Genomic DNA, 23,809 nt, shown 5'->3' on the forward strand with positions numbered 1-23,809 from the left:
GGCGCAAGGCCAGTCGTCATTTCCGCTTGCCAGTGGTGGCAGCGTCGCTGGAAGCCTCCACTGCTGTTGCGCGGGCATGGGAATCGCTGACTACGACGACTCACGCTCCAGCAACTGGCGTTTGCGCTCGACACCCCAGCGATAGCCCGAAAGATTGCCATCGCTGCGTACCACGCGATGGCACGGGATCGCCACGGCCAGGCTGTTCGCGCCGCAGGCCTGGGCCACGGCGCGAACGGCTTTGGGCGAGCCGATGCGCAGGGCGATATCGGCGTAGCTCGCCGTGCTGCCGACTGGAATCTCTCGCAGCGCTTGCCAGACCCGTTCTTGAAATGCGGTGCCGCGCACGTCCAGTGGCAGGTCCAGGCCAATGGCCGGCGCCTCGATAAAGCCGACGACCCTGGCAATCAATTGCTCGAATTCATGATCGGCACCAATCAAGTTCGCGCGCCGGAACTTGTCTTGCAGGTCACAGACCAGTTGGTGCGGATCATCGCCCAGCAGGATCGCACAAACTCCACGATCACTCTGTGCCACCAGAATCGCACCCAGCGAGCACTGGCCAATGGCAAATCGAATGTCATTGTTTTGCCCGGCGGCGCGGTAATCCCCGGGCTTCATTCCCAGCAGTTGGTCTGCCGCTTCATAAAATCGGCTGTTGGAGTTGAAACCGGCGTCATACAGGGCATCGGTCACCGAGCCGCCGTCCGCCAGTCGCTCGCGCACCTTGCGAGAGCGATGTGCATCGGCGTAGCCCTTGGGCGTCAGGCCGGTGACGGCTTTGAACACGCGATGGAAGTGAAAGCTGCTCAGTCCCGCCGTTTCGGCCAATTCGCCGAGGGACGGCAGCGTTTCGGCGCTTTCGATCTGTCGGCAGGCAGCGGCCACGGTGGCGGCATGTTGCGCGGCGAGTTCGCTCTGGTCCCTTGCCGCGCGCTTGCTTGGACGATAGCCCGCGGCCCGGGCCTGTTCGGCGCTGTCGAAGAACTCGACATTCTGTGGTTTGGGCAGGCGCGCGAGACTGCTGGGATTACAGTAGATGCCTGTGGTCTTCACGGCATACACAAACTGCCCGTCAGCCTTTGGGTCGCGTGCGACCACGGCGGCCCAGCGCGGATCGTTTTCAGTGGTGGTCCTGGTCGATTGGGTTGTCATGGCGTCACGTCCATTAAGGGGTTGCCTGCACATTAACCAAGGGGCCATTGCCACACACTCCGGCGCTTGCGGTCAAATTCGCGGCCTCTATCCGGCGGTACGGAAGGTAAAGTTGATGCGCTGCTCGCCCAGTCTCGGGTGCTGCCCGTCCTTGATCGGCAACACGCCGTGATAACGCAGGCGATCCACACCACCCCAGACCACGATGTCGCCATGCAGCAGGGGAACGCGCTGGCTTTTGTCGCCGCGTGCAAAACCGCCGAACAGGAACATCGCCGGCAAGCCCAGGGAGACCGAAACGATGGGTGCTGCGTAGGAATGCTCGTCCTTGTCCTGGTGCAATGACATTTTCGCCCCGGGAATGTAGCGGTTGATCAGGCAGGAGTCAGGCACAAAGTCGCTGAAGCCCGCAGCCTGCGCTGCCGCTTGCGCCAGTTGGAAAAACACCTCGGGCATCACGGGCCAGGGGTGGCCGGTCTGCGGATCGTGGCGAGTGTATCGATAACCGCTGCGGTCGGTGGTCCAGCCGAATGTGCCGCAACTGCTCAGGGCGACCGACATGGTAAAGCCGCCGGGCGTGACCATCTGCCGAAACGGCGCGGCCACCAGCACCGCCTCCAGGGCGGGCAGCAAACGATCCAGCCAGGGCAGGGCAAAGCCTCTGAGTACCCAGGACTGTTCGCCGATCTGCTCGCGCCTGGGTTGTTGCTCGGGTTCTGCATTGGCAAACAGATCGAGAGTCAGCGGATTCATGGGGTCATGATGCATCGTGAAAGATGATTCCAAGGGTATGCCGTTTGCCACTGTGCAGGCGACTCACGCCGTGACGCAGGGTCACGCGGTAGTAACCGCGAGTCCCTTTGACCGGTCGTTGGTTGACGGCAAAGATCAGTCCGTCACCTTTGTTCAGGCCGATGACCATCGGGCGTGACTGCATGCGCGGGCGTTGTTCAGTCATGACAAACTCGCCGCCGGTGAAGTCTTCTTCGGGTTCCGACAGAAGAATCGCCACTTGCAGCGGGAAAACGTGCTCACCATACAGATCCTGATGCAGGCAGTTGTAGTCCTGCGGACCGTATTGCAGCAACAACGGCGTAGGGCGGTTCTGACCGGCGGCATGGCAGCGTTCGAGGAAGCTTGGATGGGATTCGGGAAAACGGTCTGGCAACCCCATCTGCTCATGCCAGCGATTGGCGATGGGCACCAGTCTTGGGTAGAGCGCGCTGCGCAGGCGAGCCACAAGTTCCGGCAACGGGTAGTTGAAATACTTGTATTCGCCCCGGCCGAACCCGTGGCGAGCCATCACCACGTGCGAGCGAAAGGGCTCGTTACGGGGGTACAAGGCGCTGATTTGCGCACAAGCCTTGTGGCTCAGCAGTGACGGGATGACGGCGTAACCGTCCTGGTCAAGTTGTTGTTCCAGCTGGAGCCAGTCCAGCCTGTCCAGATAGTGTTCGCTCATTGCCGGGCCTCTTGATGTCGAGGTGGCCAGTCTGGAAGGCAAGGATGACGCAGGCACTCCGCTGCTTGCGGTCGAATTGCGAACGGGAGCCGACGTCCATTGTCGCTCCGAATCGCGTTACAGCGCTTTGCTGACGCTGATTTCGCTGATGACGTCGTCTTTTCCATGAATGGCATCCAGCGCCGCCTTGGCTTCTTCTGCGGTACCGTTTTCAAGCTGGGCGAACTCGAAGCGGCGCTCACCGTTGAGTTTGTATTTGATGACGTACTTGGTCGTTTGGGCCACGGTTGTATCTGCCTGTCTTGTGTTTCGGATTCGTTGTTCAGCTGAGTTTGGAGCTGGAGCGGCGAATGATTTTGATCGAGTGAGTCAGGTTGGGTTTGCGGGTCACGCTGATGGCGCGGCGACTCACAGTGTCGATCGTGATGTTCCAGAAACCGGTGCTGGGCGCGGTGATGCGGGCTGGAAACGTGTCGAAGGCACCGCCGTGATAGGTGTGACGTCCGCCATTCTTGAAGCTGCGGAAGTTGGCGTCGTTCATCAAGCGGATGTTGCACATTTGGGAGCATTGAATGACGACAATATCGTCTTCATTGAGGTGCTCGCGCTGATGGATAAATTTCATGAGGCGCCTCCAGAAGGGCTTTTTCTACAAAATCAAAACGATAGCATGGGCGATTGGCGCAGTTTATCAGTCCGCAGGCCTTATTATCCGGCCACTTTGACAATTAAAAACGCTAATTTCACATTTGATGAGCGATAAAGCAGTTTGCCTCGGAGAAAAAACGCATCTGCGTTGTCCGAGCCTCTTTATCGGAGGTTTTATATGAAGTGGGGTTTGTGGGGTCTTTCCCTGGCGATGCTGGTGAGTGGTTGTGCGAACGTCTCTGAAATCAATGAGTCGCTGCCGACCATGAACGTGATTTCTGGCAAAAAACCCCATGAATATGCGCAATGCCTCAGCGAAAAACTGGCTGACAGTCGTGGCGCCTTGCAAATCGAGCCGCACAAGGATGGCTTGCGTGTGATTGTGCCGCTCAAGTACTCCTCGGGGCCGTCTGCCGTTTTCGACATCGAAGAGCGTTCTGGCGGCAGCAGCATCAAGCTGCACGAGAGCATGTCCAATGTCCCGGTGCGCCCAAAGGATATACAGAAGGCTGCCACCGAGTGCATTTCCGGCTGATAGACTATCGACCATCAGCACCGATGCCGCCAAAGCCTGGCTTTGGCGGCATCGCTATTTCTGGAGTCGAACAATGAAGCGTGAGCAGGTCCGGGAACGCCATGCAGAGGGACTGATCTCTGCCACCCATGTGATTCAGAATCCGGCGGAGCGAGGGGAATGGATCGTGTTCTTCAAGAAGAGCGCCGGGCGCAGCTATTTCCTGGTGGATGACAATGATGAAGTCGAGTCCTTCAGTCGCCTCGATGACCTCATCGACACCGTGCGCGGGCTTGGGATCAAATTCGCCGAAATCCATATGTAAGGCGTTGCAACCGCGGCGCTCTCTTGTAGGAGCGAGTGCCCGCTTGCGGCATGCTCGCGATGGTCGTCAACGATAACGTGGGCTGTCTGGATGCCAGCGGTGTCTGAGCCTCCATCGCGAGCATGCTCGCTCCTACAGGAATAGGTAACATCTCAGGCCTGGCTCAAGACCTTGACTGAGCAGCATTACGCGCATCTCGCATCGGACGTCGATCAGTTCTTGTCCTTGCCGCGTCGCTTGGGCTCCGGGTGCTCAAGCTCCAGCACCGAGGCCACCTCGGTCGCCAGGGCTTCGGTAGGGAAAGGTCCGGCGATGTTTTCACCGGCGACACTGGCCACCCACCATTGACCGTCTTTCACCTTGTTGATCAGGAATCCATTGACGCTTTTTGCTTGGGACATCTATTTGCCTCGTTGTCTGGTTCAATCGCGCCATGATACCGGCAAACGCACGCGACAGGTGTCGACGGGCGTAAGGTGGGGGCACCGCGGGCAGCGAAAACCGTGCAATTACACAGCTTTCTGCTATGCCTAAGAGGTTTCGAAGTGACCCGTGCAACCGCGCAGGGAACTATCGGCAAGAATATTTCTCTATGTTGACATCGGTTAGCCAGCGCGGGGCATTGTAAGGTGCACGCCGCCTGATTAGACTGCGCCGAAACTCGTACACACAGCCCTTTCAAGGACTTTTATGATCAAGAAATGCTTGTTCCCAGCAGCCGGTTACGGTACTCGCTTCCTGCCAGCGACTAAAGCCATGCCCAAAGAAATGCTGCCGGTGGTGAACAAGCCACTGATCCAGTACGGCGTCGAAGAAGCACTGGATGCCGGCTTGAACGAAATCTCCATCGTTACCGGTCGCGGCAAGCGCGCCCTGGAAGACCACTTCGACATCAGCTACGAACTGGAGAACCAGATCAAGGGCACCGACAAGGAGAAATACCTGGTCGGCATCCGCCGCCTGCTGGACGAGTGCTCGTTCTCTTACACTCGCCAGACTGAAATGAAAGGTTTGGGCCATGCGATCCTGACCGGCCGTCCGCTGATCGGCGACGAGCCGTTCGCCGTGGTGTTGGCGGATGACCTGTGCGTCAACCTGGAAGGTGACGGCGTACTCAAGCAGATGGTCAAGCTGTACAAACAGTATCGCTGCACCATCGTCGCGATCATGGAAGTAGACCCGCAGGAAACCAGCAAATACGGCGTGATTGCCGGCGACCTGATTGGTGACGACCTGTACCGCGTGCGCAACATGGTCGAGAAGCCAAAGCCGGAAGATGCCCCATCGAACCTGGCGATCATCGGCCGTTACATCATGACGCCGGACATCTTCAGCCTGATCGAGCAAACCGAGCCAGGCAAAGGTGGCGAGATCCAGATCACCGACGCCCTGATGAAACAGGCGCAGGATGGTTGCGTGATTGCCTACAAGTTCAAGGGCAAGCGTTTCGACTGCGGTGGCGCCGAAGGCTACATCGACGCGACCAACTTCTGCTTCGAGAACTTCTACAAGACGGGCAAGGCTTACTGATAGCTGGCGACCTGATTGTTTTGAAAGGCCACCTTCGGGTGGCTTTTTCATTTTCAGGCCCCATATCGACTGCAGCGCTTGCCCCACAAATGTCTGAGGGTATGCTGTTGGCCTGCCGAGGAGATTGAAGATGGCCTACGATTTTGACCTTTATGTGATTGGCGCCGGTTCCGGCGGTGTACGGGCTGCGCGCTTTGCCGCAGGGTTCGGCGCGAAAGTGGCTGTGGCCGAGAGCCGCTACCTGGGCGGCACCTGTGTGAACGTCGGCTGCGTGCCGAAAAAATTGCTGGTCTACGGTGCCCACTTCGCCGAAGACTTCGAGCAGGCATCCGGTTTTGGCTGGAGCCTGGATGAAGCGCAGTTCGACTGGGCGACTTTGATCGCCAACAAGGACCGCGAGATCAATCGCCTCAATGGCATTTATCGCAACTTGCTGGTCAACAGCGGCGTGACCCTGCATGAAGGGCACGCGAAGATCGTCGATCCGCATCAGGTCGAGATCAATGGCGAGCGCTATAGCGCCAAAAATATTCTGATCGCCACTGGTGGCTGGCCGCAGATTCCGGAAATCCCGGGGCGCGAACATGCCATCAGTTCCAATCAGGCGTTCTTCCTTAAAGAGCTGCCCAAGCGGGTTTTGGTCGTGGGTGGCGGCTACATTGCGGTGGAGTTCGCCGGGATCTTCCACGGCCTGGGCGCCGAAACCACACTGCTGTACCGCGGCGAACTGTTCCTGCGCGGGTTTGACGGTTCTGTGCGCAAGCATTTGCAGGAAGAATTGACCAAGCGCGGGATGAACCTGCAATTCAATGCGGACATCGAGCGCATCGACAAGCAGGCCGATGGCAGCTTGAAAGTCACGCTCAAGGATGGTCGTCAGTTGGAAGCCGATTGCGTGTTCTACGCCACGGGGCGTCGTCCGATGCTGGACAATCTCGGGCTGGAGAACACTGGGGTCAAGCTTGACAAGAAGGGCTTCGTCGAGGTCGATGAGCTGTATCAAACCGCCGAGCCGTCGATCCTGGCGCTGGGCGATGTGATCGGTCGCGTTCAGCTGACACCGGTTGCCCTGGCAGAAGGCATGGCGGTGGCGCGACGCCTGTTCAAGCCGGAGCAGTATCGTCCGGTGGATTACAGGATGATCCCGACTGCGGTGTTCAGCCTGCCAAACATTGGCACCGTCGGCTTGACTGAAGAGCAGGCTCGCGAAGCCGGCCACGATGTGCAGATATTCGAAAGCCGCTTCCGGCCGATGAAGCTGACCCTGACGGAATGCCAGGAGCGCACGCTGATGAAGCTGGTGGTGGACGCCCAAACTGACAAAGTATTGGGCTGCCACATGGTCGGGCCGGATGCCGGTGAGATCGTCCAGGGGTTGGCGATTGCCTTGAAGGCCGGCGCCACCAAGCGCGACTTCGACGAAACCATCGGGGTGCACCCGACGGCCGCCGAAGAGTTCGTCACCCTGCGTACGCCGGTCGCCGGTTAATCCTTCTTCGCTGCGTCTGCCGCTGCCGCAAGGGTCGCGGCCAGACGTACGCGTTCTTCCAGATCCGTGCGGGCTTTGGCCAAATCCAGCTCCAGGGACTTGTTGATCTGCGACAGTTCATCGGCATTCTGTTTGAGTGCCTGGCTTTCCAGCAGGGCGACGCGCAGGCGTTCCTGGAGGAGGGTGCGCTCGCTGTCGACGCGGCTGGCCTGTTCCAGCAACTGATCCTGGCGGGTATTGCTTTGCTTGAGCTGTTCTTGCAGCAGGCTCAACTCGCGCAGCGTACCGCGGTTTTCGGTCAGCAGACGTTCATTGTCGCGATGCAGCTGGGTGATTTCGTCCTGGCGTACCAGCGCGCTTTGTTGTGCCTGGCGCAGCTCCATCTGTATCTGTTGCACCTGGCTTTCATGGCGAGTCAATTCCTGCTCGCGTTGTTCCTTGACCGCATTGCGGTAGTGTTCCAGCGCGTCACGGGTGTGCAGGTGTTTTTCTTCAAGGGAGCGGATCTGCTCGTCCTTGTCTTTCAGGCGTAGTTCGAAATCGGCCAGCGCCTGGTTCAGTCCGGCGTTGCGGGTTTGCTCTGATTGCAAGCTGGCGCGGGTTTCCTGCAGGGCTTCGGACTCCTGAGTCAGCGCAAGGCTCTGGAATTCGTATTGCTGGTGCAGTTCGCTATTGGCCTCCTGCGCTTCGCCGAGCTGGTTTTCCAGGGTCTTGCGTTGTTCTTCGTACTGCGAGCGCGCCTGGTCGATAGGTTCTTGCGCCTGCTCCTTGAGTCTTTGTGCGAGCCGCGCCACCAGCGCGATCAGTTCGTCGTCTATCGGCTCCGCCGGCGCTTCGGCCGGTTCGTTCCTGTCATCGAGCTCTTTGAGATAGCGATGAATCGTGGTTTTCGAACCGGTATTGCCCATCTCGATCCGTACGGCATCGATACTGGGGTTTTCGCCGCGAGCAAGGATCGCCAACCGGGCGGCTTGAACCACCGCTTTATTTACACCGCCGCGTGCCATGAGTTCTCCCGGGTTCTGATGATGTGGTACGTACCACGTAAATACACATTGTACCATCCAACTTTGAAAGTTAAATACTGAATGTTTATAGCACGGGATATACTGGTATTACCCCGTGTGATGAACCCAATACCGGTTTTTGACCCGGCAAAACGGTATGAATTCAAGAGTTGACCCCATGACCGAGCTGGATCGTTACCTGCAGGCTGCAACGCGCGACAACACTCGTCGCAGCTATCGCGCGGCCATCGAACACTTTGAGGTGACATGGGGCGGGTTTCTGCCGGCCACCAGTGACAGCGTGGCGCGTTATCTGGTGGCGCATGCCGGGGTGCTGTCGATCAATACGCTCAAGTTGCGCCTTTCGGCGTTGGCGCAGTGGCACAACAGCCAGGGCTTTGCCGATCCCACCAAGGCACCGGTGGTGCGCAAGGTGTTCAAGGGCATCCGCGCGCTGCATCCGGTCCAGGAAAAACAGGCCGAACCGCTGCAACTTCAGCATCTGGAGCAGGTGGTCAGTTACCTGGAGCAAGAAGTGCAAACCGCCAGGGCCGAAGGCGACCAGCCGGGTTTGCTGCGGGCCAGGCGCGACATGGCGTTGATCCTGCTGGGCTTCTGGCGCGGCTTTCGCAGTGATGAGTTGTGCCGGCTTCAGGTGGAACACGTGCAGGCCAGCGCCGGTTCCGGCATCAGTCTCTATCTGCCGCGCAGCAAGAGTGATCGCGATAACCTCGGCAAGACCTATCAGACGCCGGCCTTGCAGCGCTTGTGTCCGGTGAAGGCATATATCGACTGGATCACCGAGGCGGCATTGGTGCGCGGGCCGGTGTTCCGTAGCATCGATCGCTGGGGACATCTGGGTGAGGAGGGGTTGCACGCCAACAGTGTGATTCCGCTATTGCGCCAGGCGTTGGTGCGGGCGGGTATCGCCGGCGAGCTTTACACCAGCCACTCCCTGCGGCGTGGCTTTGCGACCTGGGCTCACCAGAGCGGCTGGGATTTGAAGTCCCTGATGAGTTATGTGGGCTGGAAGGACATGAAGTCAGCCATGCGCTACATCGAGGCCAGTCCGTTTCTCGGGATGGCGCGCATCACAGAAAAGTCCGTGAGATAACGTTTTCTTCTATTAATACGGCTGACTAATAGCAAAAGCCAATCAGCAGCATCAGGTTTGCCAATGAGCCTTCCGTTCGTCGAGTGGGTAAAGTTCTTTCCATCAACTTCTTAACCCCTGACGGAGAGTCAACGATGCCTATCATCAACAGCCAAGTTAAACCGTTCAAAGCTGACGCATTCAAAAATGGCGACTTCGTAAAAGTCTCGGACGCTGACCTGAAAGGCAAGTGGTCGGTGGTGTTCTTCTACCCGGCCGACTTCACCTTCGTCTGCCCGACCGAACTGGAAGACCTGGCTGACAACTACGACGCGTTCCAGAAGCTGGGCGTCGAGATCTACAGCGTTTCCACCGACACTCACTTTGCCCACGCGGCCTGGCACAACACTTCGCCAGCCATCGGCAAGATCCAGTACACCATGATCGGCGACCCGACCCACGTGATCTCCCGCAACTTCGACGTGCTGATCGAAGAAGCTGGCCTGGCTGACCGTGGCACTTTCGTGATCAACCCTGAAGGCCAGATCAAGATCGTTGAACTGAACGATGGCGGTGTAGGTCGTGACGCTTCCGAGCTGCTGCGCAAGATCAAGGCTGCCCAATACGTCGCCGCTCACCCGGGTCAGGTTTGCCCAGCCAAGTGGAAAGAAGGCGAGGCCACTCTGGCGCCGTCCCTGGACCTAGTCGGCAAGATCTAAGTCAGTGACACGCTCCTCAGGGCGGACTACCGCACCTACTCAGTAAGCTGCACCGCCCAATAAAAACGCCCGGGCGAGATTCGCTCGGGCGTTTTTTTATGCCTGCTTTATACGAAACAGCAAAAAGGAAATCGCCCGTATGTTGGACACCAATCTTAAAGCCCAGTTGAAATCGTACCTGGAACGGGTCACTCAGCCGATCGAGATCGTTGCTTCCCTCGACGACGGTGCGAAATCCCAGGAAATGCTCGAACTGTTGAAAGACGTTGCCGGTCTTTCCACCCAGATTACGTTGCTCGATAACGGTGATGATGCACGCAAGCCATCGTTTTCGATCAATCGACCCGGGGCCGATATCAGCCTGCGTTTTGCCGGCATCCCGATGGGGCACGAATTCACGTCCCTGGTACTGGCCTTGCTGCAAGTCGGCGGTCATCCGTCGAAAGCCAGCGTTGAAGTGATCGAACAGATCCGCTCGCTCAAAGGCGAGTTCAGCTTCGAAACCTACTTCTCGCTGTCGTGCCAGAACTGCCCGGATGTGGTCCAGGCACTGAACCTGATGGCGGTGTTGAACCCGAACATTCGCCACGTCGCCATTGACGGTGCGCTGTTCCAGGCCGAAGTCGATGAGCGCCAGATCATGGCGGTACCCAGCATCTACCTCAATGGTGTGAACTTTGGCCAGGGCCGCATGGGTCTGGAAGAAATCCTCGCCAAAATCGACACCAGCGGCATCGAGCGCCAGGCCGAGAAAATCAGCGCCAAGGATGCCTTTGACGTGCTGGTGGTCGGTGGTGGCCCGGCCGGTGCTTCGGCGGCAATCTACGCGGCCCGTAAAGGCATTCGCACCGGTGTCGCGGCCGAGCGTTTTGGTGGGCAGGTGCTGGATACCATGGCTATCGAGAACTTTATCTCGGTGCAGGAAACCGAAGGGCCGAAACTGGCCGTGGCCCTGGAAGAACACGTCAAGCAGTACGACGTGGACATCATGAACCTGCAACGCGCCGACAAATTGGTGCCCGGCAAGAATGGCGAGCTGCACCAGATTCAGTTCGCCAGCGGCGCATCGCTCAAAGCCAAAACCGTGATTCTGGCGACCGGTGCGCGGTGGCGGGAAATGAACGTCCCGGGCGAACAGCAATACCGCAACAAAGGTGTTGCCTACTGCCCGCACTGCGACGGCCCGCTGTTCAAGGGCAAGCGCGTGGCGGTCATTGGCGGCGGTAATTCCGGCGTCGAAGCAGCCATCGACCTGGCCGGTATCGTGTCCCACGTCACCTTGCTGGAGTTCGATGTACAGTTGCGCGCCGATGCGGTATTGCAGCGCAAGTTGCACAGCCTGCCGAATGTCACCGTGATCACCAGTGCGCAAACCACTGAAGTCACCGGTGATGGGCAGAAGGTCAACGGCCTGCGCTACAAGGACCGTCAGAGTGACGAGTTGCGCAGTGTGGAGCTGGAAGGGATCTTTGTGCAGATCGGTTTGCTGCCCAACACCGACTGGCTCAAAGGCACCATCGAGTTGTCGCCCCGTGGCGAGATCATCGTCGATGCTCGCGGTGAAACATCGGTGCCGGGTGTGTTCGCCGCCGGCGATGTGACCACTGTGCCGTACAAGCAGATCGTGATCGCAGTGGGCGAGGGCGCCAAAGCCTCTCTCAGCGCCTTCGATCACTTGATCCGTACTTCGGCTCCGGCATGAGTCCAGGCGCCGAAAACACAAAACCCCATGAATGATCATGGGGTTTTTTGTGTCTTGCACATTACAAATGTGGGAGCAAGCCCGCTCCCACAGGGGATTTGCGGTGAAGCTTAGAGTGGAGTTGGCTGAATGATCTCGACCCAGTAAGCATCCGGGTCCTTGATGAACGCCAGGCTCTTCATCCGACCATCGCTCAGGCGCTTCTGGAAATCGCAGCCCAGTGCTTCAAAACGCTCGCAGGCGGCGACGATGTCCGGCACCGAGATGCAGATGTGGCCAAAACCGCGCGGATCGGTGTTGCCATTGTGGTAGGCGAAATTCGCGTCGTTCTCGGTGCCGTGGTTGTGGGTCAGTTCGAGGATGCCGGGGATGGACTTCATCCATTCGGTGCGCGCGGCGGCGTCGGCCGGGATCTGGTTTTTGTCGACCAGCGCCAGGAAATACAGGCTGAACTCGGCTTCCGGGAAGTCGCGTTTTTCCACCAGCGTAAAACCGAGGATGCGTGTGTAGAAATCCAGGGACTTGGTAATGTCCTTGACCCGCAGCATGGTGTGGTTGAAGACGAACTTCTGCGTCGCGGTGTCCGGTTGGGCGGTGACGCCGGGGAAGGTGTTCAATTCGTGCAGGCTCATGGGCCCTCCAGGAAAAATGTGGGCTAACGAATGACGCCAATGATACGCAAGGGATCGGACATCACCAAACCGAAACAGTCGGCTATTGCCTGACGGCCGGCCTGGGCCCAGACTTTACGGCTTGATCCGTGAGTGCTCATTGCAATGATTCGACTCCGTAAAATGCTATTCATCCTGCTCGGCGTGCTTTCGCTGGTTGGCTTTGCTCGCGCCGATGCGCCGGTGCTGACCTGGCCGCAAGGCTGGCAGATCGAAGCCCTGCCTGACTCTGCGTCGGGAGTCAGCCGCCAGCGGGCGGTGAAAAATGACCGAAATGGATCGCCGCTCCTGGTAATGGAGCTGACCATGAGCCCGGTACAAAGCGATCATCAGGTAAACCTCGAAGGCGTATTGCTGGAAATGCGCAAGTCGGTACAAAAAGACTTCTTTCAGGGTGGGTATCAAAGCGTCTGCACGCGAATTCATTCGACTACTTTGAGTCGATTGTCCGCGTTGGAAACAACCTGCACCGTCACGCAAAACGGCAGGCATGTGCTTTCTCAAACATTGGTGGCTGCGGTGGATGCCGATAAGGCCTATGTTCTTTCCTACGCAGGGCAGGCCGAGGCTTATAAGGCGAGCCAGGAGGAAATAGAGGTTGTCCGTAACAGCTTGAAACTTTAGTAAGCGGCAGTGCTTTTTTGATGCATGAAGAAAATTTTAGATATCCAAATGGATTAAGCACAAAGTTGAGGTGGTAAGGTAGTAGTCCGGTGTCTGCTTTCGAGTTTAGATGGCCCATGAAAAAGCCCTGCATCGGCAGGGCTTTTTTTGTCGCCGCGAGAGTTAGCCACGCAGCCAGGAATCAACGGTGGCTGCGCCGTACTGTTCTTTCCAGGCTTTCAGGCCGCGGTGATTGCCGCCTTTGGTTTCAATCAGCTCGCCGGTGTGCGGGTTCTGGTAAACCTTGACCACGCGGGCGCGGCGGGTTTTAGGTGCGGTCGCCTGCAGCAGGCCGGATTTTGCCGGATTTGGATCGAGAATGGCGATGATGTCGCGCAGGCTCTTGCCATAGGTTTTCATCAAGCCCTGGAGCTTCTCTTCGAATTCGATTTCTTTCTTGAGCCCGGCATCGTTCTTCAGGGATTCCAACTGCTTGAGCTGTTCTTGAAGGGCCTTTTCGGCGGCACGGAATTCAGCGAGTCTGGACAATATCTTTACTCCAATAGTGTGTTTGGTTGATACCAACCGCAAACAAAGCTATAAGCCAAGAGCCTTGAAGCGACTCGGTGATAGTGGCTCACCCGCCAATTTAGCACAGGCATGAAAAATTGTAGTAGTTAATTGGCCAAGAGTAAATCCTGTCTTTTTTTTCATGTAACGGCAGTAGTTTTTTGATTCATATTGGTGCCTGCTGTCGTTGTTTTATCGATTAAACCCCCGATTTAATGGTCGCTTAATGCACTAATGAACTCCGCAGCCGGCATGGGCTTGCCGAACAGATAGCCCTGCAGGAAGTTGACCTGATGAGCGCTCAGGTAATCACTTTGCTCGTGGGTTTCGACACCTTCGGCCACCAGTGCGAGGTCGAGCTTGACTGCCAGCTCGATGATGCTGTCGAGGATGTGGCTGGAGAGTGTGTCGATACCGATCATGGCGACAAAACTCTGGTCTATTTTCAGGAAGTCAACATTGAACTGCCGCAGGTAACCAAGGCTTGAATGACCTGTACCGAAATCGTCGATGGCGATTTTCACGCCCAGTTCGCGAAGTTGCTCGAACAGTTGCAGGGTGATGGCCGTGGGCTCGATCAGTTCGCGCTCGGTCAGTTCCAGAACCAGATGGATCGAGTCCGGTTCAAACGCAGCGAGAAACTCGCGGCAATCCCTGACCAACTCCAGGTCTCGGCAATGGCTGGCGGTGATGTTCAGGCCAATGTGAAACGGTTTGCTGAACCTGGCGGATTGCGGTCCGAGCAGGGCGGCGGTCTGTTTCATCAGCGAGCGGGTCATCGGCACGATCAGCCCCGAGTGCTCGGCAAACGGAATGAACAGGTCCGGACGGACCAGGCCTTCCTTCGGATGATTCCAGCGCATCAACACTTCAGCACCGGACCAGCTTTTACTGTCGCCATGCACGACCGGTTGGAAATAAGGAATGAACTCTGCGGCTTCCAGTGCCCGTTGCATTTCCTGGGTAGGTGCCGAGGCGCGTTTTTGCACGAAATGACCGATTGACCCGGCAATCACCCCAAAGAAAATCAGCAAGCTGAACAGTGGTGGATACTCGCTGCTCATGTATCGCCAGGTTTCGCCTTTCGGGAAACCGGCTTGTACGGCAAAAGCATAGCGTCCGGAGGTCAAGCGGCTCTGCGCAACGGGTAGTATAGGCGCAGTGCCGGTGTGAACCTTGCCATCGGTGGACATCCAGCCCGGGCCAACCTGCAGCAACAGCAAAGTCTTGCGGCCGATCAGGCGCAGGACATTGCTCAAGTGATAACCGTCGAGGGTCGTCAGCGCGCCTTTTTTGTCTTCACTCAGCCGGTACACCAGCAAAGCGGTATTGGGTGTTACCGGGTTGCCATTCATGAGCCACAAGGCACCCTGGGTGTAATCACCCGGATTGACCTTCTCCTGATAGTCGCCGAACAACGAGCTGCAATAAAGGTTGTTGTCCCACACCAGATTGGTTGAGCGTACGAATGGGCGGCGTGTGACTTGCTCGCGCAGTGCCAGCTTGACGTCGCTGCAACTCTGGCCAGCCAGCGGCAAAAGTTCATGAGCGGCCTGGGCGGTGTTGTCGAGCATCAAGTCGAACTGGCGAACACCTTCTTCGGCGGTTTGTTTGGTGTCGTGTTTGAGTGCACGCCCTGCCTGCATGTAAAGAATGGCGGCCCCCAGGAGCACCGGGAGCAACCCACTGATCAGGGTGACCGCATTTCTTCTGCGGCGATTGCGGGTTATGGCTTTGAGCGGCATTCGCGAATCCTGTCACGAAGAGGTAAGGCTCTCAAAGGCTGGCAGGGCAATACGCCTCCCATGAAGAGTTCGACTATGGGCCATGATAGTCGGCCCTTGGCGGTTACGCCGCTCAACGCAGGTCGAGACTTTCGGCCACCTTGATAAAGGCCAGGGTCGCCGGCGATGCCTGGCGTCGATCGAGTACCGCCAGGCCAACCTGGCGTAACACCGCCGGCGACAGCGGTTTTTTCACGCAGCGACTGTCAATTTGAGTGGGCAATGAACCTTCGGCAACCACCGTCACCCCATCGCCACGAGCCACGACATCCAGGGTGCTCATCAACTGCGAGCAGCGATAGCGGATGTTGGGCGTCAGGCGGGCAGCGGTGAACAGGCGCGAAACCAGTTCCGACGAGCCGGCTTCGGTCAGTACAAACGGGGTGTGGCACAGATCTTTCAGGCTCAGCCTGTCGTAACTGGCCAACGGATGTCCGGCGGGCAGCAACGCGACCATCTGGTCTTCGATCAGCGCAACCGTGTCGAAACGCTCCTCGGGCAACACCACAAAGCCGATGTCGATCCGTCGCTCCTCCAGCCACTGCAGTACCTGACGGTCGGGGCCTTCGTCGATATGCACTTCGATGGCGGGATGGGCGGCGCGGTACTGCTGCAGAATCAACGGCAACAATTTGATCGATGAAGTCGGGCCGAAGGAGCCGATACGCAGCGTGCCGCGTTTCATGCCTCTCGCATCGGCCGCTTCCTGGCGCAGGGTGTTGGCCAGGCCCAGCATCGCACGGGCGCGCAGTAACAACTGCTGGCCAATGTCGCTCAACTCGATCCGGGATTGATGCCGCAGGAGCAACTCGACACCCAACTCCTGCTCCAGGGACTTCAAGGCATGGGATACCGCCGATTGGGAAATACCCAGGCGATTGGCCGCGGCTGTGAAACCGTGGAGCTCGGCGACGAGGGAGAAAATCTCCAGTTGAGTGAGGGTCATGAGTGTTTGCTCATTTTACGATGACTAAGTATTAGCAGAATCATAGGTCATCTCTCCGATATACGGTCCGGAATCTAATGACGATCTGTGAGCCAAGCCTGTCAAAACCCTCCGATTTGCCGGTGTACCTGAAACTGGCGGCGGTCACCATGGTGTGGGGCGGCACCTTTGTTGCCGGGCGCTATCTGGCCGGCAATCTCAGTCCACTGCTGGCGGCCAGCCTGCGGTTTCTGCTGGCCAGCGTGGCGTTGCTGGTGTTTTTACGCATGGCGCGGATAACGCTGGTCTGGCCCAGCCCCCGGCAATGGCGGCAATTGCTGTTGCTCGGCTTTTTCGGGATCTTTTTCTACAACCTGTGCTTCTTTTATGGCCTGCACTACATCAACGCTTCGCGGGCCTCTTTAATCGTCGCGCTGAATCCGGCTGTGATCGGCCTCGCTTCCTGGCTGCTGTTCAAGGAGCGTCTGAGCCGGGCCAAAGTAGGCGGCATTGCGGTTTGTATAGCGGGTGCGAGCATGGTGATCGTCAGCCGCAACCCGCAGTTGTTGACTGGCGGGGCCGACGCCTGGCTCGGAGATCTGCTGATTTTCGGTTGCGTTCTCGGCTGGGGTGTCTATTCGCTGTTTTCCAGAGAGCTGAACCAGACCCTCGGGCCGGTACAAACAGTGACGTATTCGGTCCTGCTGGGCACCGTCATGCTTTGGATGAGTTGCATCGTGCGCGATGAGGTGAGCGTTGCTGCGATCGCCCAGTTGGGGGCGCAACAATGGTTGAGCCTTTTGTACCTGGGCGTGCTGGGTTCGGCGCTGGCGTACATTGGCTACTACGAAGGTATCCGCAGGATTGGCGCGACGCGATCCGGGGTGTTCATTGCCTTGAACCCGTTGACGGCGGTGATCTTTGGGGCGCTGTTGCTGGATGAGCCGCTGACACTGGCCATGTGCCTGGGTGGCGGGCTGATTCTGGCGGGGATTTTCCTGTGCAATAAACCCCTTGCGCGAGCGGGGAAAAAGGGGATTTGATACAGAAGGCGGACAAACTGATTTACGCTGTGTAGAATCAGGTTACGCATACAATAATAATCGTCTTCTGGCAGCAGAAGCCTCGCCCGCAAGAGCCTTGGGTCGATAATGAAGATATTCGGGTTTCAACTGATCTACGGTGTCTTTCTCGCCCGCAGTGTGCGGGGCATATCCTGTGCGCCACCCACCGGTCTCAGCATTGCCAGCAACTGACATTTGTCAATTTCAGCTGTTAATTCCAAAAGCATGATGAGGCGCCAACCATGGCAGATCTATACGAAAACCCGATGGGCCTGATGGGCTTTGAATTCATCGAGTTCGCATCGCCGACCCCGAATACCCTGGAGCCGATCTTCGAGATCATGGGCTTCACCAAGGTGGCAACCCACCGTTCCAAGGACGTACACCTGTATCGCCAGGGCGCGATCAACCTGATCCTCAACAACGAACCCCACAGCGTGGCCTCGTACTTTGCCGCCGAGCACGGTTCGTCGGTGTGCGGTATGGCATTCCGCGTCAAGGATTCGCAAAAAGCCTACAAGCGTGCCCTGGAACTCGGCGCCCAGCCGATCCACATCGAAACCGGCCCGATGGAACTGAACCTGCCAGCGATCAAAGGCATCGGTGGTGCGCCGCTGTACCTGATCGACCGTTTCGGTGAAGGCAGCTCGATCTATGACATCGACTTCGTATTCATCGAAGGCGTTGACCGCCACCCGGTCGGTGCCGGCCTGAAGATCATCGATCACCTGACCCACAACGTGTATCGCGGTCGCATGGCCTACTGGGCCAACTTCTACGAGAAGTTGTTCAACTTCCGCGAAATCCGCTACTTCGACATCAAGGGCGAGTACACCGGCCTGACTTCCAAGGCCATGACCGCACCCGATGGCATGATCCGCATCCCGTTGAACGAAGAATCGTCCAAGGGTGCAGGGCAGATCGAAGAGTTCCTGATGCAGTTCAACGGCGAGGGCATCCAGCACGTTGCCTTCCTGTCCGATGACCTGCTCAAGACCTGGGATCACCTGAAAAGCATCGGCATGCGTTTCATGACCGCGCCGCCGGACACCTACTACGAAATGCTCGAAGGCCGTTTGCCGAACCACGGCGAGCCGGTGGGCGAATTGCAGGCACGGGGTATCTTGCTGGACGGTTCTTCCGAGGCGGGCGACAAGCGCCTGTTGCTGCAGATCTTCTCGGAAACCCTGATGGGGCCGGTGTTCTTCGAGTTCATCCAGCGCAAGGGCGACGACGGTTTCGGCGAAGGCAACTTCAAGGCGCTGTTCGAATCCATCGAGCGTGACCAGGTGCGTCGTGGTGTTCTCTCCACTGACTAAATCCTTGCCGATGCAGTCACTGTAGGAGCGAGCATGCTCGCGATAGCGGTCGTACATTCAACATTAATGTTGACTGAAACACCGCCATCGCGAGCAAATCGGATCGCCACACCGTCGCTCCCGCATTTGTTTTTGCGTGGTCTTAAGGCCTGCGCTGCCGAACCAGATGCTTGAACCCTTCAAACACCAGCACCAGCACAGCCATCCAGATCGGGATGTAGGTCAGCCATTCGCCGGCCTTGATGCTTTCTCCCAGCAGCAACGCCACCCCCAGCAGCAGCACCGGTTCGACGTAGCTCAACAAGCCGAACAGGCTGAAAGGCAACAGGCGACTGGCAATGATGTAGACCACCAGCGCCGACGCGCTGATCACGCCGAGCAGCGGGATCAATAGCGACAACCATGGATGCTGGTCAAACACGCCAAAACCTTGCGCGCCGCTCTGAACGAACCAGAACGCCACCGGCAGCGTCAATGCCATGTCCAGCCACAAGCCACCGAGGTTGTCCGTCGCCAGCCGTTTGCGAACGACAAAGTACGCTGGATAACCAATACAGACCAGCAAGGTCGCCCAGGAAAAACCACCGACCTGATACATCTCGTTGATCACGCCCAGGCAGGCGAACACTACGGCGATTTTTTGCAGGTAGGACAGGCGCTCGCCATAAACGATCCGCCCGGTCAGAACCATGGTCAGTGGCAGCAGGAAATAACCCAGGGACACATCCAGGCTGTAGCCGTTCAGCGGCGCCCACATGAATAGCCACAGTTGCACGGCGAGCAGGAAAGAGGAGGCGATCAGCGCGCCCATCAGTTTCGGGTTGGCAATGGCGCGCTGAACGATCTCCAGCACGCGTTTCCATTCCCCGGACCACACCATGAACACGGTCATGCATGGCACGGTCAACAGCATGCGCCAACCAAAGATTTCCACGCCGCTCAAGGGGGTGAGCAGCGACGTGTAGTAATACATGACGGCAAACAGCACCGAGGCTGAAACCGATAGAGCGATACCTTTAGACAAGCTGTCCTCGCGTGAATTTGAGTGAGAGTGAAACGGGCGCAGAGGATACGTGGTTTTTCAGATGAACACTGACCAATCGATCAACATGGACCCTGTAGGAGCGAACCTGTTCGCGATAGCGATCTTCCAGTCAACATCTCTGTTGAATGTAGTAGCGCTATCGCGAACAGGTTCGCTCCTACAGTTGTTTTGTATTTTTCAGGTGTTGCGCGGTTTACGGCCGGACACGAAATGGCTCACATCATTGAACCCCGGTGTCGACGCATGCCCCGGCGTCACCAGCGAATCGATGAACGCCTCGTCCTCGGCCGTGATCTGCACCGCCTGCGCCTTAGTGTAGGCGTCCCATTGCACTTCGGTACGCGGCCCGACAATGGCCGAGGTCACGGCGCTGTTGTTCAGCACCCAGGCAATCGCGAACTCGACGATGCCAACGCCGCGTTGCCGGGTGTATTGCTGGATTTGCTGGGCGATGCGCAGGGACTCGACGCGCCATTCGGTTTCCAGGATGCGTTTGTCCTGGCGCCCGGCACGGCTGTTGGCGTCCGGCTTCACATCCGGCGCGTACTTGCCGCTGAGCACCCCGCGTGCCAGCGGGCTGTAGGGCACTACGCCCAGACCGTAGTTTTGCGCAGCCGTGATCTGCTCGGTTTCAGCCTGGCGGTTGACGATGTTATACAGCGGCTGGCTGATCACCGGCCGGTCAATGCCCAGTTTGTCGGCCACGCGGATGACTTCGGCGATACGCCAGCCACGGTAGTTCGACAGGCCCCAATAGCGGATTTTACCCTGGCGGATCATGTCGCCGATGGCGGATACCGTGACTTCAAGCGGCGTGTTGTGGTCTTCGCGGTGCAGGTAGTAGATGTCGATATAGTCGCTGCCCAGGCGCGTCAGGCTGGCGTCGAGACCGTTGAACAGGTGCTTGCGGTTCAGGCCGCTGCGGTTGGGGACACCGTCCACGGGACCGAAGCCGACCTTGGTGGCCAGCACCCATTCATGACGGCGGCTGGCGATGGCCTCGCCGACGATCTCCTCGGAACGGCCATTGGTGTAGACGTCGGCGGTGTCGATGAAATTGATGCCCTGGTCCCAGGCCTTGTCGATGATTCGCAGGGAATCGTCGGTACTGGTCTGTTCGCCGAACATCATGGTGCCCAGGGTCAAGGTGGACACCTGCAGACCCGAATGACCCAGCGTGCGATAGCTCATGAGCAAATCCTTTTACCAGTGGGAAAGGCTCAATCAGATACCAGAACTACGGCCGGGAGCAAACGCAAATCTCGAACACACTCGAATCAACTGTAGGAGCGAGCCTGCTCGCGATAGCGGTTTCACATTCAACACGGATGTTGGCTGATATTCCGTTATCGCGAGCATGCTCGCTCCTACAGGGGAAACGGGTGGTGATCAGGCGCGCAGGGTCCGGGTCATGCGCAATGCCAGCAAGCTGCCGCAGACAATCACGCCCGCCAACAGGTACAGCGCGGCATCGGTCGAACCGGTGCTGTCCTTGACCCAACCCACCAGGTACGGGCTGAGAAAACCGGCCATCTGCCCCATGGAGTTGATCAGCGCCAGGCCGCCCGCGGCGGCGCCGGCACTGAGCATTGCGGTCGGCACCGGCCAGAACATCGGCAGGCCGGTGAGGGCACCCATGGTGGCGATGGTCAAACCAAGAATCGCGATGGCCGGATTGGCGGCGAAGTTCACCGCGATCAGCAGCCCCAGTGCCCCCATCAACATCGGCACCACCAGATGCCAGCGTCGTTCCTTGCGCAGGTCCGCCGAGCGGCCGACGACCAGCATGAACACCGCGGCCAGCAGGTACGGAATCGCACTGAGCCAGCCGATCACCAGATTGTCGCTGAAGCCCAGGTTCTTGATGATCGATGGCAACCAGAAGTTGATCGCGTATACGCCACTCTGGATGCAGAAGTAGATCAGGCCGAAGGCCCAGATCGCCGGGTTCTTGAACACCGCCAGCAGCGAATCGGTCGTGGTTTTCGGTTTGTTGGCCAGGTCGAAGGCGTGGTCGGCTTCCAGCACCGAACGCTCGAACGGCGTCAGCCACTTGGCGTTGGCGTAACCGTCGCTGAGCAGGAAATAAGCCAGGGCGCCGAGGGCAACGGTCGGAATGCCTTGCAGCAGGAACATCCACTGCCAGCCAGCGAGACCACCCTGGCCTGCGGCGAAGTGGTTGAGAATCCAGCCGGAGAACGGGCTGCCGAGCAGGCCGGACACCGGGATCGCCGACATGAACAACGCCATGATGCGGCCACGGCGGAAGGTCGGGAACCACTGCGAGAGATACAACACCACGCCCGGGAAGAACCCGGCTTCGGCGGCGCCGGTGAACAGGCGCAGGGTATAGAACTCGGTCGGGGTGGTGACGAACAGCAGGCAGGTCGATAGCGTGCCCCAGGTGATCATCATCAGCGCGATCCAGCGCCGCGGGCCGAACCTGGTCAGCGCCAGGTTGCTTGGCACGCCGCACAACACGTAACCGATGAAGAAGATGCCGGCACCGAGGCCGTAGACGGTTTCGCTGAACTTCAGCGCGTCGAGCATCTGCAGTTTGGCGAACCCGACGTTTACCCGGTCGAGGTAGTTGAACAGGTAGCAGATGAAAATGAAGGGGATCAAACGCAGGGTGATGCGCTTGTAGACGGCGTTTTTGTCGTCAGCGATGGCCTCGGACGCTACGGCGCTCTGTGTCATGGCGGCTCTCTCTTTATTATGATTTTTTGCGATGCAAAGGGTAACGTTGATCGCCCAGAGAGTCTCGACCACCCTCAGGGTGGCTGTCTTTGTGCCTGAGCACAGGGTTTGTCACCAAGGCCTGTGCGGGTGAACAACCCGTTTCATTACCGTCTTCAAGGATCACTTGCATGTTCGAACTCGATCACGACCTGGCCCAGGACATCGTCGACCGGGCGATGGCCATTCTGCCGTATAACGTCAACGTCATGGACAGCCAGGGCCTGATCCTGGGCAGCGGTGAACCGGAGCGGGTCAACACCCGACATGAAGGCGCGCAACTGGTCCTGGCCAATGGCCGGGTGGTGGAGATCGATGCGCAGACGGCGATTCATCTCAAGGGTGTGCAGCCGGGTATCAACCTGCCATTGCTGCTGGACCAGCGCCTGATCGGCGTACTGGGGATCACCGGCGAACCCGAGCAACTGCGTACCTATGCCGAACTGGTGCGAATGACCGCCGAAATGCTGGTGGGCCAACGCAACCAGCAGGCCGAACAGCAATGGCGGCGCCAGCGCTGCGATGATCTGCTGGCGCTGCTGCTCAGCGAAGCCGGGGATTCTCCGCGACTGGTCGATGAAGCCGCCCAGTTGGGCCTCAAGCCCCAAATGACCCGGGTGCCGTACCTGTTCGAACTGGGCCAGGAACACGCACCGGGGCAAACCGTCGAGGCACTCAGCGCCTGGTTGACCAGCCGTCACCCCGACAGTTGGTGCGTGAGCTCGGCCAAAACCTCGTTGCTCTGGTGTCGGCCGGCCAGCCAGTCGCTGGAGAACGAGCGCTTGCTGGACAAGCTCGATGGCCTGGGCTGGAACATCCTGCGCATCGCCGTGGGTGGGCAAGCCGACGGGCTGGCAGGGTTGCGGCGCTGCTATCGCCGGGTCGGTGACTTGCTGGCCTACGGGCGCGAGGTGCTGCCGCGTTCCCGATTGCTGACGCTGAACCGCTACCGGCTGCCGGTCATGCTCTGGCGTCACCGCAACGACGACGCCCTCGACGAATTGCTCACGCCGCTGCGCAAGGTCATCGCCAAGGACAGTAACGGCCAGTTGCTGGCGACCCTGCGCAGTTGGTGCGAGCACGACGGCCAGAGCCAGGCTTGCGCCGATGCACTGGGAATTCATCGCAACAGCCTGCGTTACCGCATGGAGCGGATTGCCGAACTCAGCGGGGTTGATCCGTTGCGGCTGGACGGCATGCTCGCGTTGTATCTCGGTGTGCAACTGCTGCCGGAGTCAGACTCAATTTCGTGAGCGACAAACTCCCCTTGTAGGAGCGAGCCTGCTCGCGATGGCGGCGTGTCGGCGACATCCATACTGACTGACACACCGCTTTCGCGAGCAGGCTGTTCTGGTCAAGTTTTTCCGGACACCGATTACGGTGATCAAGCCGCCTGCTGCTCCATGGCTATTGGCGACAGGTAGTTGTTGTAGCTGTGGAGCCTG

Annotated in this window: 25 protein-coding genes; 11 read left to right on the forward strand and 14 right to left on the reverse strand. The window is 58.4% G+C overall.

Going from position 1 to position 23,809, the window contains the following annotated elements:
• Positions 1 to 90: 90 nt before the first annotated feature.
• The 5 genes from ada to CAG47_RS15890 form a co-directional block, all read right to left on the reverse strand.
• Positions 91 to 1,155, reverse strand: a complete 1,065-nt coding sequence (ada, locus tag CAG47_RS15875) for a bifunctional DNA-binding transcriptional regulator/O6-methylguanine-DNA methyltransferase Ada (RefSeq protein ID WP_085725798.1) — start codon at positions 1,153 to 1,155, stop codon at positions 91 to 93.
• A gap of 87 nt (positions 1,156 to 1,242) precedes the next feature.
• A complete protein-coding gene (gene alkB / locus CAG47_RS15880) occupies positions 1,243 to 1,923 on the reverse strand; it encodes a DNA oxidative demethylase AlkB (RefSeq protein WP_085725799.1) in 681 nt (226 codons plus the stop codon).
• Positions 1,913 to 2,617 carry a 2OG-Fe(II) oxygenase gene (locus tag CAG47_RS15885; protein WP_085725800.1) on the reverse strand — a complete coding sequence of 235 codons (705 nt, stop codon included), beginning with the start codon at positions 2,615 to 2,617 and terminating at the stop codon, positions 1,913 to 1,915. Before CAG47_RS15885 ends, alkB begins: the two co-directional genes overlap by 11 nt.
• 117 nt (positions 2,618 to 2,734) lie before the next feature.
• The gene (locus CAG47_RS28735) at positions 2,735 to 2,902 is read right to left on the reverse strand and encodes a hypothetical protein (protein ID WP_165798673.1); all 168 of its coding nucleotides are present in this window, start codon (positions 2,900 to 2,902) and stop codon (positions 2,735 to 2,737) included.
• A gap of 37 nt (positions 2,903 to 2,939) precedes the next feature.
• The gene (locus CAG47_RS15890) at positions 2,940 to 3,242 is read right to left on the reverse strand and encodes a DUF1883 domain-containing protein (protein WP_085725801.1); all 303 of its coding nucleotides are present in this window, start codon (positions 3,240 to 3,242) and stop codon (positions 2,940 to 2,942) included.
• A 201-nt stretch (positions 3,243 to 3,443) separates the two neighbouring features.
• Here CAG47_RS15890 and CAG47_RS15895 point away from each other — a divergent pair, with 201 nt between their 5' ends.
• Both CAG47_RS15895 and CAG47_RS15900 read left to right on the forward strand, forming a co-directional pair.
• Entirely contained in the window at positions 3,444 to 3,800 is a 357-nt protein-coding gene (locus CAG47_RS15895; protein WP_085725802.1) for a hypothetical protein, read from the forward strand.
• A gap of 73 nt (positions 3,801 to 3,873) precedes the next feature.
• Complete coding sequence (locus tag CAG47_RS15900) at positions 3,874 to 4,104, forward strand: hypothetical protein (protein ID WP_085725803.1); 231 nt, start codon at positions 3,874 to 3,876, stop codon at positions 4,102 to 4,104.
• Positions 4,105 to 4,316: 212 nt separating this feature from the next.
• Here the strand turns inward: CAG47_RS15900 and CAG47_RS15905 are convergent, their stop codons facing one another.
• A complete protein-coding gene (locus CAG47_RS15905; protein ID WP_085725804.1) occupies positions 4,317 to 4,505 on the reverse strand; it encodes a hypothetical protein in 189 nt (62 codons plus the stop codon).
• Between the two features lie 289 nt (positions 4,506 to 4,794).
• Here CAG47_RS15905 and galU point away from each other — a divergent pair, with 289 nt between their 5' ends.
• Together galU and gorA are read left to right on the forward strand one after the other, a co-directional pair.
• Positions 4,795 to 5,634, forward strand: coding sequence for a UTP--glucose-1-phosphate uridylyltransferase GalU (galU, locus tag CAG47_RS15910; protein WP_007975949.1), 840 nt, complete (start codon positions 4,795 to 4,797; stop codon positions 5,632 to 5,634).
• A gap of 130 nt (positions 5,635 to 5,764) precedes the next feature.
• Positions 5,765 to 7,123 carry a glutathione-disulfide reductase gene (gene gorA, locus CAG47_RS15915; RefSeq protein ID WP_085725805.1) on the forward strand — a complete coding sequence of 453 codons (1,359 nt, stop codon included), beginning with the start codon at positions 5,765 to 5,767 and terminating at the stop codon, positions 7,121 to 7,123.
• On the opposite strand, the gene CAG47_RS15920 is transcribed toward gorA, so the two are convergent.
• Entirely contained in the window at positions 7,120 to 8,130 is a 1,011-nt protein-coding gene (locus tag CAG47_RS15920; RefSeq protein WP_085725806.1) for a DNA-binding protein, read from the reverse strand. The two genes, gorA and CAG47_RS15920, sit on opposite strands and share 4 nt — an antisense overlap.
• 178 nt (positions 8,131 to 8,308) lie before the next feature.
• Here CAG47_RS15920 and CAG47_RS15925 point away from each other — a divergent pair, with 178 nt between their 5' ends.
• The 3 genes from CAG47_RS15925 to ahpF all read left to right on the forward strand — a co-directional run bounded on the left by CAG47_RS15925 (position 8,309) and on the right by ahpF (position 11,644).
• The gene (locus CAG47_RS15925; protein WP_143515864.1) at positions 8,309 to 9,244 is read left to right on the forward strand and encodes a site-specific integrase; all 936 of its coding nucleotides are present in this window, start codon (positions 8,309 to 8,311) and stop codon (positions 9,242 to 9,244) included.
• A gap of 134 nt (positions 9,245 to 9,378) precedes the next feature.
• A complete protein-coding gene (ahpC, locus tag CAG47_RS15930; protein ID WP_085725808.1) occupies positions 9,379 to 9,942 on the forward strand; it encodes an alkyl hydroperoxide reductase subunit C in 564 nt (187 codons plus the stop codon).
• A 139-nt stretch (positions 9,943 to 10,081) separates the two neighbouring features.
• The gene (gene ahpF, locus CAG47_RS15935) at positions 10,082 to 11,644 is read left to right on the forward strand and encodes an alkyl hydroperoxide reductase subunit F (protein ID WP_085725809.1); all 1,563 of its coding nucleotides are present in this window, start codon (positions 10,082 to 10,084) and stop codon (positions 11,642 to 11,644) included.
• 110 nt (positions 11,645 to 11,754) lie between these two features.
• On the opposite strand, the gene gloA is transcribed toward ahpF, so the two are convergent.
• A complete protein-coding gene (gene gloA / locus CAG47_RS15940; RefSeq protein ID WP_085725810.1) occupies positions 11,755 to 12,276 on the reverse strand; it encodes a lactoylglutathione lyase in 522 nt (173 codons plus the stop codon).
• A gap of 144 nt (positions 12,277 to 12,420) precedes the next feature.
• On the opposite strand from gloA, the gene CAG47_RS15945 reads away from it, so the two are divergent.
• Positions 12,421 to 12,939 carry a DUF4946 domain-containing protein gene (locus CAG47_RS15945; protein WP_085725811.1) on the forward strand — a complete coding sequence of 173 codons (519 nt, stop codon included), beginning with the start codon at positions 12,421 to 12,423 and terminating at the stop codon, positions 12,937 to 12,939.
• A 162-nt stretch (positions 12,940 to 13,101) separates the two neighbouring features.
• Here the strand turns inward: CAG47_RS15945 and CAG47_RS15950 are convergent, their stop codons facing one another.
• From CAG47_RS15950 to CAG47_RS15960, 3 genes are all read right to left on the reverse strand, one after another.
• Positions 13,102 to 13,467 (reverse strand): histone-like nucleoid-structuring protein, MvaT/MvaU family, encoded by a 366-nt coding sequence (locus tag CAG47_RS15950; protein ID WP_085725812.1) that lies wholly within the window; start codon positions 13,465 to 13,467, stop codon positions 13,102 to 13,104.
• A gap of 233 nt (positions 13,468 to 13,700) precedes the next feature.
• Entirely contained in the window at positions 13,701 to 15,233 is a 1,533-nt protein-coding gene (locus tag CAG47_RS15955) for an EAL domain-containing protein (protein WP_085725813.1), read from the reverse strand.
• 112 nt (positions 15,234 to 15,345) lie between these two features.
• Positions 15,346 to 16,218: a LysR family transcriptional regulator gene (locus CAG47_RS15960; protein WP_085725814.1), complete on the reverse strand. Its 873-nt coding sequence runs from the start codon at positions 16,216 to 16,218 to the stop codon at positions 15,346 to 15,348.
• Between the two features lie 77 nt (positions 16,219 to 16,295).
• Here CAG47_RS15960 and CAG47_RS15965 point away from each other — a divergent pair, with 77 nt between their 5' ends.
• Together CAG47_RS15965 and hppD are read left to right on the forward strand one after the other, a co-directional pair.
• On the forward strand, positions 16,296 to 17,240 hold the full coding sequence (locus CAG47_RS15965; protein WP_085725815.1) for a DMT family transporter: 945 nt from the start codon (positions 16,296 to 16,298) through the stop codon (positions 17,238 to 17,240).
• A gap of 263 nt (positions 17,241 to 17,503) precedes the next feature.
• Entirely contained in the window at positions 17,504 to 18,580 is a 1,077-nt protein-coding gene (gene hppD / locus CAG47_RS15970) for a 4-hydroxyphenylpyruvate dioxygenase (RefSeq protein ID WP_085725816.1), read from the forward strand.
• A 142-nt stretch (positions 18,581 to 18,722) separates the two neighbouring features.
• Here the strand turns inward: hppD and rarD are convergent, their stop codons facing one another.
• The 3 genes from rarD to CAG47_RS15985 form a co-directional block, all read right to left on the reverse strand.
• Positions 18,723 to 19,604, reverse strand: a complete 882-nt coding sequence (gene rarD, locus CAG47_RS15975) for an EamA family transporter RarD (RefSeq protein WP_085725817.1) — start codon at positions 19,602 to 19,604, stop codon at positions 18,723 to 18,725.
• Between the two features lie 198 nt (positions 19,605 to 19,802).
• The gene (locus CAG47_RS15980) at positions 19,803 to 20,816 is read right to left on the reverse strand and encodes an aldo/keto reductase (protein ID WP_085725818.1); all 1,014 of its coding nucleotides are present in this window, start codon (positions 20,814 to 20,816) and stop codon (positions 19,803 to 19,805) included.
• 198 nt (positions 20,817 to 21,014) lie between these two features.
• Positions 21,015 to 22,325 (reverse strand): MFS transporter, encoded by a 1,311-nt coding sequence (locus CAG47_RS15985; protein WP_085725819.1) that lies wholly within the window; start codon positions 22,323 to 22,325, stop codon positions 21,015 to 21,017.
• 170 nt (positions 22,326 to 22,495) lie between these two features.
• Here CAG47_RS15985 and CAG47_RS15990 point away from each other — a divergent pair, with 170 nt between their 5' ends.
• Complete coding sequence (locus tag CAG47_RS15990; protein WP_085725820.1) at positions 22,496 to 23,617, forward strand: sugar diacid recognition domain-containing protein; 1,122 nt, start codon at positions 22,496 to 22,498, stop codon at positions 23,615 to 23,617.
• Positions 23,618 to 23,809: the final 192 nt, after the last annotated feature.

The sequence above is a fragment of the Pseudomonas sp. R37(2017) genome, from assembly GCF_002113375.1.
Taxonomy (GTDB): domain Bacteria; phylum Pseudomonadota; class Gammaproteobacteria; order Pseudomonadales; family Pseudomonadaceae; genus Aquipseudomonas.